This window comes from Rhodococcus sp. RD6.2 (assembly GCF_001040705.1).
Classification (GTDB): Bacteria; Actinomycetota; Actinomycetes; order Mycobacteriales; family Mycobacteriaceae; genus Rhodococcus_G.
On sequence record NZ_CVQP01000007.1, the window covers coordinates 326,231 to 341,843 of the forward strand.

The 15,613-nt window shown below is 68.2% G+C and carries 18 protein-coding genes; 11 read left to right on the forward strand and 7 right to left on the reverse strand.

Annotation, left to right across the window (positions count from 1 at the left end; genetic code table 11):
* Window positions 1-117 precede the first annotated feature (117 nt).
* Window positions 118-1,629: an endoglycoceramidase I gene (locus RHCRD62_RS15180; protein WP_253277329.1), complete on the reverse strand. Its 1,512-nt coding sequence runs from the start codon at window positions 1,627-1,629 to the stop codon at window positions 118-120.
* A gap of 153 nt (window positions 1,630-1,782) precedes the next feature.
* Here RHCRD62_RS15180 and RHCRD62_RS15185 point away from each other — a divergent pair, with 153 nt between their 5' ends.
* From RHCRD62_RS15185 to RHCRD62_RS15195, 3 genes are all read left to right on the forward strand, one after another.
* Window positions 1,783-2,823, forward strand: a complete 1,041-nt coding sequence (locus RHCRD62_RS15185; protein ID WP_050065841.1) for an NAD(P)-dependent alcohol dehydrogenase — start codon at window positions 1,783-1,785, stop codon at window positions 2,821-2,823.
* A 128-nt stretch (window positions 2,824-2,951) separates the two neighbouring features.
* Complete coding sequence (locus RHCRD62_RS15190; protein WP_050065546.1) at window positions 2,952-3,518, forward strand: type 1 glutamine amidotransferase domain-containing protein; 567 nt, start codon at window positions 2,952-2,954, stop codon at window positions 3,516-3,518.
* 76 nt (window positions 3,519-3,594) lie between these two features.
* Window positions 3,595-3,849 (forward strand): hypothetical protein, encoded by a 255-nt coding sequence (locus RHCRD62_RS15195; RefSeq protein WP_050065547.1) that lies wholly within the window; start codon window positions 3,595-3,597, stop codon window positions 3,847-3,849.
* A 30-nt stretch (window positions 3,850-3,879) separates the two neighbouring features.
* Here RHCRD62_RS15195 and RHCRD62_RS15200 read toward each other — a convergent pair whose 3' ends face one another.
* Window positions 3,880-4,737, reverse strand: a complete 858-nt coding sequence (locus tag RHCRD62_RS15200; protein ID WP_050065548.1) for a polyphosphate kinase 2 family protein — start codon at window positions 4,735-4,737, stop codon at window positions 3,880-3,882.
* A gap of 40 nt (window positions 4,738-4,777) precedes the next feature.
* Window positions 4,778-5,542, reverse strand: coding sequence for a TetR/AcrR family transcriptional regulator (locus RHCRD62_RS15205; protein ID WP_253277330.1), 765 nt, complete (start codon window positions 5,540-5,542; stop codon window positions 4,778-4,780).
* A 137-nt stretch (window positions 5,543-5,679) separates the two neighbouring features.
* Here RHCRD62_RS15205 and RHCRD62_RS15210 point away from each other — a divergent pair, with 137 nt between their 5' ends.
* The 6 genes from RHCRD62_RS15210 (at window position 5,680) to RHCRD62_RS15235 (ending at window position 10,873) form a co-directional block, all read left to right on the forward strand.
* Window positions 5,680-6,942 carry a DUF445 domain-containing protein gene (locus RHCRD62_RS15210; RefSeq protein WP_050065550.1) on the forward strand — a complete coding sequence of 421 codons (1,263 nt, stop codon included), beginning with the start codon at window positions 5,680-5,682 and terminating at the stop codon, window positions 6,940-6,942.
* A 90-nt stretch (window positions 6,943-7,032) separates the two neighbouring features.
* On the forward strand, window positions 7,033-7,467 hold the full coding sequence (locus tag RHCRD62_RS15215; RefSeq protein ID WP_050065551.1) for a helix-turn-helix domain-containing protein: 435 nt from the start codon (window positions 7,033-7,035) through the stop codon (window positions 7,465-7,467).
* The gene (locus tag RHCRD62_RS15220; protein WP_050065552.1) at window positions 7,464-8,381 is read left to right on the forward strand and encodes a hypothetical protein; all 918 of its coding nucleotides are present in this window, start codon (window positions 7,464-7,466) and stop codon (window positions 8,379-8,381) included. The genes RHCRD62_RS15215 and RHCRD62_RS15220 overlap by 4 nt, the downstream gene beginning before the upstream one ends.
* 107 nt (window positions 8,382-8,488) lie before the next feature.
* Entirely contained in the window at window positions 8,489-8,785 is a 297-nt protein-coding gene (locus RHCRD62_RS15225) for a DUF2516 family protein (RefSeq protein WP_050065553.1), read from the forward strand.
* Window positions 8,786-8,913: 128 nt separating this feature from the next.
* A complete protein-coding gene (locus RHCRD62_RS15230) occupies window positions 8,914-9,831 on the forward strand; it encodes an AurF N-oxygenase family protein (protein ID WP_050065554.1) in 918 nt (305 codons plus the stop codon).
* Between the two features lie 34 nt (window positions 9,832-9,865).
* Window positions 9,866-10,873: an alpha/beta fold hydrolase gene (locus tag RHCRD62_RS15235; RefSeq protein ID WP_050065555.1), complete on the forward strand. Its 1,008-nt coding sequence runs from the start codon at window positions 9,866-9,868 to the stop codon at window positions 10,871-10,873.
* 53 nt (window positions 10,874-10,926) lie between these two features.
* Here RHCRD62_RS15235 and purU read toward each other — a convergent pair whose 3' ends face one another.
* The 3 genes from purU to RHCRD62_RS15250 form a co-directional block, all read right to left on the reverse strand.
* Window positions 10,927-11,814 carry a formyltetrahydrofolate deformylase gene (gene purU / locus RHCRD62_RS15240; RefSeq protein WP_050065556.1) on the reverse strand — a complete coding sequence of 296 codons (888 nt, stop codon included), beginning with the start codon at window positions 11,812-11,814 and terminating at the stop codon, window positions 10,927-10,929.
* A gap of 67 nt (window positions 11,815-11,881) precedes the next feature.
* Complete coding sequence (locus tag RHCRD62_RS15245) at window positions 11,882-12,772, reverse strand: class I SAM-dependent methyltransferase (protein WP_084734285.1); 891 nt, start codon at window positions 12,770-12,772, stop codon at window positions 11,882-11,884.
* 41 nt (window positions 12,773-12,813) lie between these two features.
* A complete protein-coding gene (locus RHCRD62_RS15250; protein WP_050065557.1) occupies window positions 12,814-13,338 on the reverse strand; it encodes a GNAT family N-acetyltransferase in 525 nt (174 codons plus the stop codon).
* Window positions 13,339-13,428: 90 nt separating this feature from the next.
* On the opposite strand from RHCRD62_RS15250, the gene deoC reads away from it, so the two are divergent.
* Window positions 13,429-14,091: a deoxyribose-phosphate aldolase gene (deoC, locus tag RHCRD62_RS15255; RefSeq protein ID WP_050065558.1), complete on the forward strand. Its 663-nt coding sequence runs from the start codon at window positions 13,429-13,431 to the stop codon at window positions 14,089-14,091.
* Between the two features lie 20 nt (window positions 14,092-14,111).
* On the opposite strand, the gene RHCRD62_RS15260 is transcribed toward deoC, so the two are convergent.
* Window positions 14,112-14,882, reverse strand: a complete 771-nt coding sequence (locus RHCRD62_RS15260; RefSeq protein ID WP_050065559.1) for an LmeA family phospholipid-binding protein — start codon at window positions 14,880-14,882, stop codon at window positions 14,112-14,114.
* Between the two features lie 121 nt (window positions 14,883-15,003).
* Between RHCRD62_RS15260 and RHCRD62_RS15265 the strand changes: the two genes are divergently transcribed.
* Complete coding sequence (locus tag RHCRD62_RS15265) at window positions 15,004-15,597, forward strand: type IV toxin-antitoxin system AbiEi family antitoxin domain-containing protein (RefSeq protein WP_050065560.1); 594 nt, start codon at window positions 15,004-15,006, stop codon at window positions 15,595-15,597.
* Window positions 15,598-15,613: the final 16 nt, after the last annotated feature.

A 15,613-nucleotide genomic window follows, 5' to 3' on the forward strand; every position in this document is an offset into this window, starting at 1 on the left:
CGCGGCCGCGGACGGAACGCCCCGAGGGGCCCGGACTGCACCGTCGTCCGGGATGGAAAGGCCCCGAACCGATCCGTCGGTTCGGGGCCTTTCTGTGTCCGCGTCAGGGGCGGGAAGTCAGGATCCGGAGCTGCCGTCCGACGATGCCGCGGCACTGCCGGCCGCACCGGGCAGGTTCGTTCCATCCGAGTCGGTGGAGTGGATCGAGACCGTCACCGCGGCACCGGGATCCGCCTCCACCGTGACGATGCGTGCGCCCGGTGCCGAGGTGACGCGTCCCCCGTCGACGGCGACCACGACGCCCTCGGGGTAGTGGAGGTCGGAGACGTAGATTTCGGTGGGCTTCGCGGAGGCGCGTGCCGTGTAGGTGTACCGGAAGTCGCCGCCGTCAGGGTTGAACTGCAGGCTGCCGGGGACGCCCGCCGTCGCCTGCGGGTAGGTGCGGACCAACTGCGATCCCACCCCACCCCGGAACGGGTCCGTGCCCCCGTCGGGTCCGAATTTCGAACGGTAGTGCCAGTAGTGCCAGCCGATGAACCGCTCGTCGGCGCGGGCGACCGTCGCCGCCAGGACGTCCGGATCGACGTCGCCGAACTCGGTGACCAGCACCGGCCGGCCGGTGCGGGCGGCGAGGGTGTCGACGTTGAACCACGTCTTGTCGTGTTGGGCGGGGCAGGACGCTGCGAGTCCGGCGGGGAGGCCGACGTAGATGCTCAGCTGGCTCGGAATGCAGTAATCGTGCACTGACAGGCCGATGTTCGGGTCGGTGATCGCCGGTGTGTGCGGAGGGTTCCCCAGATTGCTGGGCATTGTCTCGTTCCAGGTTACGTTCGGCTCCCAGAAGACCGGCACGGTCGGGTCGGCGAGTCGGATGCGGTCGGTCAGCCGCTGCATCGCGTCCTGGTATTTGCGGTCGAATTCGGGGCATCCGTTCGGGAAGCACGTCAGGAACGGCGAGCCGGGCCACGGCTCGTTCATCAACTCGACACCGAGTACACCCGGCATGCCCTCGACGCGGTCCATCAGCGCGGCCAGAGCGGTACCGAGGTGATCGAGTACCCCGTCCTCGTTGTTCCAGACGGCATCCCACGCGACGTTCATGCTGGGCATCAGGTAGTTCAGGGGGAAGCCCGGGTTCGGTTCCCACGACTGTGGGCGTGCGCGGATCGACCAGTCCGGGAAACCGTTTCCACCCCAGGGCTTTCCGATTCCGTCCTGGTGGTTGTCGAGAAGGACGGAGATGCCGCGTGATCCCAGCACGTCGACGACGGTCGCGATCCGGTCGATGTAGGCGGGGTCGATCACGCCGCGGTCGGGCATGAGGCCGTCGAACGAAACCCCGAGTCGCACGGTGTTGAAGCCGTGTCCGGCGAGGAGATCCGCGTCGTCCTCGGTGAGGGTCAGGCCGTCGCCGGGGGTGACGTACGGCGGCTCCTTGTCGACGTTGTTGACGCCGTGCAGGAGTACGACCCGACCGAACTCGTCGACGATGTCGCCGCCCTGGATCTGGAGTCGGCTCTGCAAACCCTCTTCCGCGGCGGCGGTCGCAGGTGTCGCGGAGAGAAGTGCCCCGAGAATCGCGGCGACCGCGGCGACAGGCGCGAAACGGGTGGATGACAACCAGGGCACAGGCACTCCTTCACCGCAATGTTGGACAATTGTCCAGAAAGTGACGGAAGGTTAGCCGTTGGTTGTCGCACATGCGGACGGATCGCCGAAATTCGCCTCCGGACGCAGGCACCGCCGTTGCGGCTGATCGGTACCGGCGCTACACATGTGGGCATGCTCACCGTTTCCGCGTATGCCGCGAACTCCGCCGACGCACCGTTGGAGAAGACCACCATCGAACGTCGGGACCTGGGTCCGCTCGACGTCCTCATCGAGATCAAGTACGCCGGGATCTGTCACTCCGACATCCACACCGCCCGCAACGAGTGGGGCGGAACCCGCTACCCCGTGGTGCCCGGCCACGAGATCGCCGGCTTCGTCACCGAGGTCGGGCCCGACGTGACCCGGCACAAGGTCGGCGACCGCGTGGGCGTCGGCTGCTTCGTCGACTCCTGCGGAACCTGCGCGCCCTGCGAGGCGGGGGAGGAGCAGTACTGCGCCAACCGCGTCACCGCCACCTACAACTCCGTCGGCAAGGACGGAAAGGTCACCCAGGGTGGCTACTCCACCCACATCGTCGTCACCGAGGGCTTCGTCGTCTCCATCCCGGACTCGCTCGACCTCGCCGCCGCCACCCCGCTGCTGTGCGCCGGCATCACCCTCTACTCGCCGCTGCGGCACTGGAACGCGGGTCCCGGCAAGAGGGTCGCCATCGTCGGCATGGGCGGACTCGGGCACGTCGGCGTCAAGATCGCGCACGCGATGGGTGCCGAGGTCACAGTGCTCAGCCAGTCGCTGTCCAAGCAGGAGGACGGCCTGCGGTTCGGCGCCGATCACTACCACGCGACCGCGGACCCCGCCGTGTTCAAGGAGTTGCGCAGCCGGTTCGACCTGATCCTCAACACGGTGTCGGTCAACCTCGATCTCGACGCCTACCTGGGGACGCTCGCTCTCAACGGCACCCTCGTCCTCCTCGGCCTCCCCGAGAAGCCGATCTCCGTCCGCGCGTTCTCGCTGGCGGGTAACCGTCGCAGCCTCGCAGGCTCAAATGTCGGGGGCCTGCGCGAAACCCAGGAGATGCTCGACTTCTGCGCCGAGCACGGCATCGTCTCCGAGATCGAACTGATCTCCGCTGATCGGATCAACGAGGCATACGAGCGGGTGCTGCGCAGCGACGTGCGCTACCGCTTCGTCATCGACGCGGCCACCTTCTGACACGCCCGCACGCGATTGTCCGAACGCAACTCGCCGCGTGTGGTCGACGGGAAACCGCGACTCGTCGACCACGCGCAGGAGCGCATAATGAAAGTGACGCAGATCACGTCTGGTGAGGGGTCGAGGCGATGCGCGGGCAACTGGACGGACACCGGGTGGCATTCCTTGCTGCCGACGGTGTGGAACAGGATGAGCTGGTCGAGCCTCGCCGCGCGGTCGAGGTGGCAGGTGGCAGCACGGAACTGCTGTCCATCGCGCTCGGCGAGATCCAGGCGTACCGGGGCGACGTCGAAGCCGCGGATCGGTTCCCCGTCGACCTGCTCGTCGGTCGAGCAGATCTCGACAGTTACGACGGACTGATCCTGCCCGGCGGTGCACTCGGGCCGGACCGGTTGCGTACCGACGACCATGCGGTCGCGTTCGTGCGGCACGCGATGCACATCGGCAAACCGGTCGCGGCGATCGGTCACGGGCCCTGGCTGCTGATCGAGACGGGTGCGGTGTCGGGCCGCACTCTCACCAGTTGGCCGAGCCTGCGGACCGACATCGTCAACGCGGGCGGTACCTACGTGAACGAGAAGGTCGTCGTCGACCGCAACCTCGTGACCAGCCGAGGCACGGCCGACCTCCACAGCTTCTGCACCGCGTTGGTCGGCAAGTTCACCCAGCAACCCGAGACCGTCGGATGGAGATGATCGCCCTTGTCGCCTCCCGTTCGCCGGGCGTAGCGTCGAAAACCAGAGCCGTTTCCTCTACCGAGGAGGAGTGCACATGAAGCTTCATCTGTTCGCCGAATGGATCGGCTACGCGCTCGGTCTCCTGGCCGTCATCGCGTTCGCCTTGGCCGTCGTTGCGGCAGCGTCCGGTTTCGGGGGGTGGGCGGTCGTGGCTGCGGTGACCTTCATGATCGCCGTGACGCTCGCTCTCGCCCTGGTCGGCGGAACCGTGTGGCACGACCACCGTCAGCGGAGGCACACGCCTCGTTTCCCGCTGCCCGGTGGCACCGCCTGGCCGGTCAAGCCCTGAACGTCCCGACTCCCTGCCACGAGCCGCCGGTCACGATCGCGCCAGGCGCAGCTTCTCCGCCTCGATGTCGAAGTCGGCGGGCGGCCACGACAGGTCGAGTCGTTCGAGCGCGTCGATCAGCAGTTCCGTCACGGCCAGCCGGCTGAACCACTTGCGGTCGGAGGGGATGACGAACCAGGGCGCGTGCTCTGTCGACGTGCGGTCGAGCATCGCCTGATACGCCTCCTGGTACTTCGGCCAGTACCCGCGTTCGGTGACGTCGGAGGGGTGGTACTTCCAGTACTTGTCCGGGCGGTCGAGTCGCTCGGCGAGGCGCGACTTCTGCTCGTCGAGCGAAACGAACATCGCCACCTTGACCACAGTGGTCCCGGACTCGACGAGGTCATGCTCGAACGCGTTGATCTCGTCGTAGCGTGTCTCCCACTCGGTGCGGGGGACCAGATCGTGCACGCGGACAACGAGGATGTCTTCGTAGTGTGAGCGGTCGAAGACCCCGAGCTGGCCCTTCCTGGGCAGTTCCCGGCGAATCCGCCACAGGTAGTGGTGACGCTTCTCCTCGGGCGTCGGCACACCGAACGAGGCGTGGTCGACGCCCTGCGGATCGACGTGGCCGATCACGTGCCGGACCACGCCACCCTTGCCTGCGGTGTCCATGCCCTGCAGGATCAGCAGCACAGATCGGTGCTCGTCGGTGGTGCGGGCACCCGCGAACAGCATTTCCTGCAGCCCGGACAACACGGCCCCGCGTTGCTCGAGCAAGCGGGCACCGAGGGCCTTGTCGCCGTCGAAACCGGGCGTGCCGTTGGTGTTCAGGTCGGCGACCCGTGTCGCCTCGGTGACGCGCAGCGCTTCGACCGCGGGGATCCGCCAGCCCTCACTCGTGCTCATGGTCGTGACTCTCCCATGTGCAGGTGCCGAGCCGGTGGAACTACAACGCTTCCGGCCGGTCGGAGAGCAGGGGGTGCGGCATCGACTTGAACCGGGCCGGGGAGCCTGCGACCGCGGCGATCCCGGTGACGCCTCCCCACGTCATCATCGTCAGGTAGTCGATCAGGTCGTTGGACGTCATCGACCGGTTCGAGATCCACCAGTGGGTGGCCAGCTGTACCGCGCCGACGATTCCGTATGCCCACGGCAGGGCGCCGCCCGAGTCCATCTCCATCTGGCGGAGCTTGACGCCCAGGACCGCGGAGAGCGCCTCGGCGATCATGCGTTCCGATTCGGCGACCACGTCGCGGTTCGCGCCCGAACTGTTCGCCATCACGTACAGGTAGACCTCGGTGTCCTCGGACACCGTCTCCACGTAGGCGGTGATCGCGACCCGGACCAGCTCGTATTCGTCCATGTCCGCGCCGATCGCGGCATACATCCGCGGCGCGAGCACCGTTTCCACCCATCGGGTCATGGTGGCGCTGGTGAGGTCGCTCTTGTCGTTGAAGTACCGGTACAGCACCGTCTTCGACACGCCGATCTCGGATGCGATCTCGTCCATGCCCACGTCGCGTCCTCGGACCCGGATCGCGGCGAGGGTGCCGTCCACCAGTTCCTCGCGGCGTGCGATCTTGTGTTCCCGCCACCGGCGCTTGCGCCCGTCGGTCTTCTCGGGCTTGGCGCCAGGCGTGGTGGCGCCGGCGTCTACGACCTCGGTTGTGTCGAGGTCGGGTGCTGTCTTCTTCGGCACTGTTGTTGCCACATCCGTTCCGATCGATGTTCAGGCCAGTTTACGGCCGACGGACCTGCTGGTTGTCGCCATCCCCGGTGTCGCGGCCGTCCGCGTCGGTGAGTTGCGGCGCCGGTACCGCGTCGGAGTTCGGCACAATTGAGCAGGTGATGCAGTTGCTGGGTACCGACGACGCCACCAAACGGCGTGATTTGCGCCGGATGAAGACCATCGCGACAGGCTTTCTCGTGTTCGCGACCGTCGTCTACATGTTCTGTCGGTGGCAGGAATCCCGCGGCGCGGGGGACTGGGTCGGCTACGTGCGGGCCGCGTCGGAGGCGGCGATGGTCGGTGCGCTGGCCGACTGGTTCGCGGTGACGGCGCTGTTCCGGCACCCGTTGGGGCTGCGGATCCCGCACACGGCGATCATCAAGAGGAAGAAGGACCAGCTCGGGTCCAGCCTCGGCAGTTTCGTGGGGGAGAACTTCCTCGCACCCGACGTGGTGTCACAGAAGGTGCAGGCCGCGCAGGTGCCGCTGCGGCTGGGAACGTGGCTTGCCGAGCCCGCGCACGCCGAGCGGGTGGCGGCGGAGACGGCGACATTGCTGCGCGGGTTCGTCGGCGTGCTGCGTGACGAGGACGTGCAGCAGATCATCGACAACACGATCGTGCGCCGCATCGCGGAACCGGCGTGGGGGCCGCCGATCGGCAAGGTGCTGGCCGAACTGTTGACGGAGAACCGTCAGCTGCCGCTGCTGGACATGCTGGCAGAGCGGGCACACCAGTGGGCGCTGGGCAGCCAGGAGACGATCGATCGGATCATCGACCGGGACAGCCCGTCGTGGTCGCCGAAGTTCGTCGACCTGCTGCTCGGCGAGCGGATCCACAAGGAACTCGTCGACTTCACATGGAAGGTCCGCTCGAACCCGGACCACGAGGTCCGTCAGGCCGCGAACCGGTTCCTGATCGAGTTCGCCCACGACCTGCAGCACGACCCCGAGACGATGGCGAAGGCGGAGAAGGTCAAGACGGAGCTGATGGGCCGCAAGGAGGTGACCGGAGCCGCCGAAGCGGCGTGGAAGGTCGCCAAGCGGATGATCCTCGAGTCGGCGGACGACCCGAACAGCGCGCTGCGTGCGAAGACGCGCGACACCGTGATCCGGCTGGGGGAGCGGATGCGCGACGACGCCGAGTTGCGCGTGAAGGTGGACGGCTGGCTGGACACCGCCGCGCGCTACGTCAGCGCCAACTATCGCGGCGAGATCACCGGAATCATCACCGAGACCGTCGCGCGCTGGGATGCGGAGGAGGCGAGCCGCAAGATCGAGCTGCAGGTCGGACGGGACCTGCAGTTCATCAGGATCAACGGCACCGTCGTCGGTGCGCTCGCGGGGCTGGCGATCTACACGGTGTCGAACCTGCTGTTCGGGTGATCCGCACCTCAACTGCTAGCAGAGTGCTTGCAACAGCTAGCACGCTGTCGTAGCGTGGAAGGCGCACACAGGGGAAGAGAGGCGGCCACAGTGACCGACGACACCCGGTCGACCGGCGACAGTGCCGGCGACGTTGCGGCCCGGGTGGTCACGAACGCCGCGCAGGACATCGGCAGCTTCATCAAGTCGCAGCGTGAAGCCGCGCAGGTGTCGCTGCGCCAACTCTCGAAACTGGCCGGGGTCAGCAATCCGTACCTCAGCCAGATCGAGCGTGGGCTTCGCAAGCCGTCCGCCGAAGTGCTCGGCCAGATTGCCAAGGGCCTCCGCATGTCGTCGGAGGTGCTGTACATGCGGGCCGGACTGCTCGAGGAGCGGCCGTCCGGGCCGGTGCGTGACGCGCTGCTCGCCGACACCTCTCTCACGGAGCGCCAGAAACAGGTGCTCCTCGAAATCTACGAATCCTTCCGACGTGAGAACGCGCCGGAAACGGACATCCAACCCGAGGAAACAGGAGAAATCTCATGACTGATCTCAAGGGTTTCGACACCGTCAAGACGCCGATCTACGCCGCGGTCGGCGCAGGTGACGTCGTCGTCCAGGCCGTCGCCGACATCGTCGCCCAGGTGCGCGAGCGGGCAACCTCCGCCGGTGACGACCTCACCGTCGACGCTGCGCGTGAGCGCTTCGACAAGCTGTCCGGCGACCTCACTGTCGACGCGGCACGCGAGCGGCTGGACAAGCTGACCGGTGACCTGACCGAGGGCGTCGAGGCGCTGCGTGAGCGGCTCGCCGGCCTCCCGGCCGAGCTGCCCGAGGAACTGGCCGACCTGCGCGAGAAGTTCACGTCGGAGGAGCTCCGCAAGGTTGCCGAGGCGTACTTGAAGGTTGCCGCCGACATCTACACCTCCCTCGCCGAGCGCGGCGAGGAGACCGTCGAGCGGATCCGCAAGCAGCCCGCTCTCGAGGAGGGCATCGATCGCGCCGAGTCCGTGCTCGGCGACGCCGCGAACCTGACCGAGGAGGCTCTCGGCACGGTGGCACGTCAGACTCGGGCCGTCGGTGAGCAGGCCGCGAAGCTTGCGGGCCGTGCTGCCGAGAAGATCAGCGACGTTGCCGACGAGGTCTCCGACGCCGTTGCCGATGCGGGCGAGCAGGTTGCGAGCCGGTTCGTCGGTGCAGGTGAGAAGGCCGAGGCGACGACGGAATCCGCGGCGACCAAGGTCGCGGCTGCCGCGCCGAAGGCCCCGGCCAAGCCTGCCGCCGCGAAGCCGGCGCCGGCCAAGCCCGCTGCCACGAAGGCTGCACCTGCGAAGGCTGCCACCACGAAGCCCGCACCCGCGAAGACGGCTCCGGCGAAGGCTGCCGCCAAGCCGGCGACGAAGACGGCTGCGACCAAGGCGCCCGCCAAGAAGGCGGCCCCGAAGTCGACCGATGCCTGACGCGTCCCAAGGTTGGGTCGACCCCCGCACGGCATTGTCGTGCGGGGGTCGACGCGTATGAAACGCGGCTCCGCTGGGCGCCGGCATCCGATCGTTAGGATGGAACCGTGACCACCGCCTACACCCTGTCCGGGCTGATCCTTCTCGCGCTGTGGCTGCTGGGGCTCGCCGCGGGGGCGTTCGCCCTGTTCCATGCGGTCCGGCAGCGCCCGGACGCGTTCACAGCGGTCGACAAGCTGTCGAAGCCGATCTGGGTGGGAATTCTCGTCGCCGCCGTGCTCGTCATGTTCCTGGCGAGGAGTGTCGTGTCCCTGTTCGGTTTGGTGTCTGTGGTCGCGATCTGCGTGTACCTCGTGGATGTGCGTCCTCGGGTGGACGAGGTCCAGCGCGGTCCCCGCTGGTGACGATTTCTGAGAATTCGGGTCACAGATACCGTTGACAACAGGTATCGGGACGACGCATTGTTGAGGTGATCGCCCGGTGCGGACCCCCGTTCGCACCCACCCGCAGGCACTCGGGGAGGAGCGTCGCCATGTCGATCGGCCACGCGGGCCCATCCCGTCAGGTTCACGTCGGTACCCGTCAGGACACCGCGTCCCGGCTTCTCGCGTCCGCGGCACGCAAGTCCTACGACCCGCTCGTCGAGATCGACTGGGACGCGCCGATACCATCCGACCTGTACGGCATGACTCCCGAATGGTGCAGCCTCTACGGCACCGACCTCTGGGAGTCGATGACCGAGGAGCAGCGGATCACCCTCACCACACACGAGGCCGCGAGCATCGCGGGCACCGGCATCTGGTTCGAGATGATCCTCATGCAGATGCTGCTCCGCGACGTCTACACCCACGACCCCGCGACGGCACACTTCCAGTTCGCGCTCACCGAGATCGCCGACGAGTGCAGACACTCGACGATGTTCGCCAGGTCCGCGACGCGACTCGGTGTTCCGTCGTATCAGCCGAAGCAGTGGATCCGGCAGTCCGCACGCCTGTTCAAGGCGACCGCGACCGGATCGCTCGCATACGGCGGCACGCTGTTCGCCGAGGAGATCCTCGACATGATGCAGCGCGACTTCATGAAGGACGACCGCGTCCAGCCCATCACCCGGACCGTCAGCCGGATCCACGTGACCGAGGAGGCGCGGCACATCAAGTTCGCGCGGGACGAGGCGACGAGGCGCGCCGCGAACATCTCCGCGTTCACCCGCGCGCGTATCCGCCTCGCTCTCGGCGTCACGGCCTACTTCGTCGTGACCAGCCTCGTCAATCCGAAGGTGTACGAGGCCGCCGGACTCGATCCGCATCGCGCCAGGGCCGCGGCGGCGTCGAACCAGCACTACCACAACAAGATTCGTGAGGGCTGCGCGAAGACGGTCGAATTCCTGGACGGGATCGGGCTGATCGGAGGCCCGTCCACGGTCCTGCTGCGGCGAGCCCACATCATCTGACGTCCACCAGTTCCAGTTCTCGAAAGGTTCTTCTGTGTCCCCATCGTCACGACGCATTCTGGTAGGAACGGCCGCGCTCGCCGCGGTCGCGGGCGCCGCAGTGGCCGTGCGTCGCCGCAAGGCCACGGCACGACTCTCCGCCGAGCCGAACCCTGCTCTCGCGGATCCGTCGTCACATCCGGAGGAGTTGTCCGTCGTGTCGGCGGACGGTCACCGCATTCACGTTCTCGCGTACGGTGACCCGTCGGCGCCGCCGATCGTGTTCGCCCACGGCTGGACGTGCTCGACCGCCTACTGGTACCCGCAGATCAACGACCTGGCCGACGAGTTCCGGGTCGTCGTCTACGACCAGCGCGGGCACGGACGAAGCCCGATCGGACCGAGCCGGCTCGACCCCGAACTGCTCGGCGACGATCTCGACGCGGTGCTGGAGGCGACCGTCCCGAGTGGCAGCCGCGCCGTCGTCGTCGGGCACAGCATGGGCGGTATGTCGATCATGTCGTGGGCGCTGAAGTACCCGCAGCGCGTGCAGGAGAAGGTTGCCGCCGTGATGCTCGCCAGCACCGGATCGGACCGGCTCGTCGCCGAGACCACCGTCATCCCGCTGCCCAAACGCGTTCCCGCCCTGCCGGTCCCGGTCGCCCGCGCGATCCTCGGGTCGACGGTGCCGCTCATCGAGACGCCGTTCACCCGGCGCGGCCTCCAGTACGTCGCGTTGGCGCCCGGATCCAGCCGGGAGGAAGTCGACTTCTGCGCCCGCATCGTGCGTGACTGTGCGCCCGCCACCCGCGGAGGCTGGGGTCGCGCACTGAGCACCCTCGACATCGGCGACGCTCTCGACAACCTGACCGTGCCGACCACCGTCGTCGTCGGGACCGCGGATCGGCTCACGCCGCAGTCGCACGCGGTGCGGATGGCCGACCGACTCGACGCCCACGACCATCTCGCCCGCCTCATCCGGATGCCCGGGATCGGGCACATGAGCACGATCGAGGCCGCGGGCGAGGTGAACGCCGAGATCAGGCGCCTCCGCGCGCTCTGAGCGAATTTCACCCCCGGTCCCCTCTGGGGGTGAAATTCAGGCGCCGCAGGTGCTCAGCTGAAGACGACGGTCTTGCGTCCGTGGACGAGAACGCGGTCCTCCAGATGCCAGCGGAGCCCACGGGCCAGGACCAGCTTCTCGATGTCGCGGCCGAGACGCACCATGTCGCGCACCTCGTCGGCGTGGTCGACGCGGATCACGTCCTGCTCGATGATCGGGCCCGCGTCGAGCTCGGCGGTCACGTAGTGGCAGGTGGCGCCGATCAGCTTCACCCCCCGGGTGAACGCCTGGTGGTACGGGCGGGCGCCGACGAACGACGGCAGGAAGCTGTGGTGGATGTTGATCGCCCGGCCTGCCCAGTGGTCGCACAGTTCCGGTGGCAGCACCTGCATGAAGCGGGCCAGCACCACGGCGTTCGGATCGTGGGCGTCGACGAGCTTGCGGATCTGCTCGAATGCGGGACCACGCTCGGCGGGGTCCTTCGGGAACGACACGTAGTGGAAGTCGATGCCGTGCCTGCGGGTGACCTCCTCGAGGTCGGGATGGTTGCCGATCACCGCGGCGACGTCCACCGACAGTTCGCCGCCCGCGACGCGTCCCAGTAGGTCGTGCAGGCAGTGCCCCTCCTTGCTGACCAGGAGGACGATCCGTTTGCGGATGCCGGTGTCGTGCAGCGTCCACTCCGTGTCCGGTCCGAGTTCGGCGGCGACCGCGGCGAACCGCTCGCGCAGTTCGCCCAGGCTCAGATCGATCGACGACGCCCGCACCGCCTGCCGGGTGAAGAACCAGCCCGAGTCCTGATCGGCGTGGTACGCGGCCTCGACGATGGAACCGCCGACCTCGGCAAGGAACGTCGAGATGCGGGCCACGATGCCGGTCCGATCGGGTGTGCCGAGGGTGAGGACATAGCGACGGTCGTCGTCACGGGAGGGCGTACTCATGCCCGACAGTCTGGCAGGTGCGCTGCTGGCCCGAGTCCGGACCGCACGAATGTCTCGTCGGAGGTTGTCAGCGCACGACGACGGCCGTCGCGACCAGGGTGCTCGCGTCCACCACCTCGACGTCTCGTTCGGTCAGTAGCGACAGGTACTCGAGTCGCACCGCCTCCACGACGTCGGGGCCCAGTGGCAGCAGTGGCGCCCGCAATGCACTGCCGAGCACCAGGTCCCACGCGAACTCGGGGGACAGAGGAATCAGGTTCGACAACTCGTTCACCTCGACCGACGCCGCGCCGAACCGGGACAGCCACGCCCGCAACGCGTCCGGGGTGTCGAACAGTTCCAGCGTCGACGGGCGTCCTGCCCGCGGCGTGTCGGGCACGTGCCGGGCGACAGCGTCGAAGTAGGCGCGGGTGACCTGCTCGAGGGCGCCGCGCCGCCACACCGTCATGCCGACCCGCGCAACCGGACGAAGCAGCTGCAGCAGCCGGGCCGTGGCGTGATTCGGATGCGGCAGGAAGAAGATGCCGTACGAGCAGGACAGCACGTCGTACCGGCCGCCCGGGACGTTGCTCGGTGGCTCCCACCGTGTCGCGTCGGCGCGGACGAACTCGATGTTGCGCAGCGCCCGGTCGGAGGCGGTCACCCTGCCGAGTTCGAGCAGGTCGTCGGCGACATCGACGGCGTGGACGAGGCCGGTCGGTCCGACCGCGGCGGCCGCCGGAATCGCCGACGCGCCTGCGCCTGCGCACACGTCGAGCACCGTGTCCCCGGGGCGCAGCCGCAACTGGAACGCCAACGCCTGCCCAGCAGGTCCCCACACCGTCGGCGTCAGCCTGTCGAACTCGCGGGCTCCGGCGTCGAACACCACGGCAAGCTGCTCGGCAACGCTCGCACTGTCGTCGGTGACGCCCGCACGTTCGTCGGACTGCCGTGCCGCCACCCGGGCGGAGTCGCTCATGTCGTAAGGGTAGACCCGCAGCGCGCCCGACGCCGGACCGTCTACAGGTCGTAGAAGGGCTGCGCGTACCGGAACTCGCCGATCACGTCCGAGGTGTAGGCGTCGAGGGGGCGGACCTGGAAGTGGCTGACCCACTCCGGAACTCCCGGATCGACAGACAGTGACGCGCCCGGCACGAACCCGAAACGCGGGTAGTAGTCGAGGTGGCCGAGCAGTGCGACCAGAGTCGCTCCCAGCGCATCCGCGCCACCGAGGCTCGCGTGCATCAGCGCGGACCCGACACCGGTGTGCTGGCGGTCGGGGAGCACCCCGATCGGACCGAGTGCCAACGCGGATCTGCCGCCGACGGTCGCGCGGGTCAGGCACACGTGACCGACGACGGCGCCCGCGGTGTCCTCGGCGACCAGCGCCAGGGCGGGGATCCAGGCGTCCGAGCGGCGAAGCGCCTCGACGAGCGCCACCTCGACCGGTTCGGTCGCGCCGGGGGGAGTCTCGTGGGCGAAGGCAGCTCGGTGCACGTCGGCGACGGCGTCGACGTCGGCGGGGCGTTCGCGGCGAATCAGCATGGGCACCAGTGTCGACAACCGTCGGTGGCGTCGGCAACCGCAATACTCCCTGTCCGTGCTCGGGGTGAGGCGCTGTGCCAAGCTCGACCCATGTCGGACACCCTCACCCGCGCCGCGGTCGCCGCGACGGTCGACCACACGCTCCTCAAGCCCGAAGCGACGCCCGCCGACGTCGCCGCACTGGTCCAGGAGGCACGTGAGCTGGGCGTGTATGCCGTGTGCGTCTCCCCGTCGATGCTCCCGCTGCGCGCGGCGGGGATGCGGGTCGCCGTCGTCGCGGGCTTCCCGTCCGGCAAGCACCATTCGCTGGTCAAGGGCGCCGAGGCGAGGCTGGCGGTGCAGCAGGGCGCCGACGAGGTCGACATGGTCATCGACGTCGGCGCCGCCGTCGCAGGTGACTACAACGCGGTGCTCGCCGACATCCTGACCGTGCGGGAGGGCATCGCGGAGTCGACGGTGCTCAAGGTGATCCTCGAGACCGCGGCCCTGTCCGACGAGGCGATCGTCGAGTGCTGCCTGGCCGCGGAGCGCGCCGGCGCGAACTTCGTCAAGACGTCCACCGGCTTCCATCCGGCGGGCGGTGCCACGGTCGACGCGGTCCGGTTGATGGCCAAGACCGTCGGCGGCAGGCTCGGGGTCAAGGCGAGCGGCGGCATCCGCACCGCCGACGCCGCCCGCGCGATGCTGGACGCGGGCGCCACCCGGCTCGGTCTGTCGGGGACCCGCGCTGTGCTGGACGGGTTCCCCGACTGACCGGCGTGTTCGGGACTGAACTACATCAGGACCGAGCAGCCCTCCGGTGCCTGTGCGCCCGGTTCGGGAGCGGGCATCGTGTACTGGCCGCCGGCCAGTGACAGCTGAAGTCCGCTGTCCGTGACCGTCAGCGACTGGGCGGTCATGCCGAGCGGGAACGTCTGCAGGCTGGTGGTGAGGATGTCGACGACGCCGCTGACCAGGTCGGTCGGCAGACCGAGCCCGAACAGTTCCGCACCGATCGTCTCCACGTGCACGACGCCGCCCGAGATCGTCGGCTGCACCGTCAGTTCGGCGAGGTTGCCGAGCAGTGCGAACCGGATCGTTCCCGCCGTCGGGTCGGTGGTGACGCCGGTGACGAGCGTGCCGAACGGTTGAGCCGCGATGGTCGCGGCGATCCCGTCGGAGGACCAGTCGATGTCGGCGGTCGAGCTTCCGATGGTGCCGCCGGACGTCTCGCTGGTGGTGAGGTCGATGTCGTTGACCCTGGCGTGGACGCGCATGTCCTTCGCGGGTCCAAAGCTGGAGTCGTCGCTGTCGATGGTGATGTGCGGAACGCTCTTGTCGATCGCCTGCAGCAGTACCGGTTTGGCGCTGAGTCCGACGTCGACCTGAGATCCGAGTTGGCTTTCGAACTGATCGGCCATGCACTGCTTGACGTTGTGGCGAACGTACAGTTCGCCGCCGATCAGGACGGCGACGAGCGCGACGATCACGACGAGGGCGACGATCAGGGCGCGACTGCGCTTGGGTCGGGCGCTCGCGGTGGGGGCGGTCGTGGTGGAAGCCATTCGTCGGATTCTTCCCGAGTTTCCTGTGTCGCTTCTGAGAACTCACCCGAAGAAAGCGTGTGGAATCCGCCACTCCGGCTCGAATGTGACGTGTAACACATTTTGGCCGTACGCTGTCCGCATGGACGAGACTCGTGAGTCAGACCTACGCGAACGCGCCCTGCGTGAGCGGGCCGGGGTTCAGGACGGCTACTTCACCGCCGGGCAGGCGCGGTCCTGCGGGTACTCGGCCGAGGAGATGGCGGACGCCGTCGTCGCAGGCAGTTGGTCCCAGCCCGACCCCGGTCTGTTCCGGCTCGCCCCCTGGAGATCGGGCGACCTGGACGACGTGGCGCGCTGCTGCGTCCGCCTCGACGGCGCGGTCGTCTCCCATCAGAGCGCGGCGGAGCTCCACGGACTCGGTCACCTGCATCCGAGCTTTCTGCACGTGACGGCATCGGAAGAGGCACACCTGCGGCTCGACCGCGTCGCGGTGCACCACCACGACCTCGGCGCCGGGGACACCGAGCACACCGGCGCCTTCCGGATCACCACCCCGCTGCGTACGGTTCTCGACCTCGCGGAAGGTGGCGTCTCTCAGTGGGTGCTCGACGAGGTCGTCGGCGACGGTCTTGCGATCGGGCGTCTCGACCGCGACGAACTCCAGGCCGGCTCGGACGGCAGCACGCCCCGTGTGCGGCAACGGGTGCGGCGCGCGCTGTCGGCCTGGGCCTGACCGCCCGGTAGCGAAA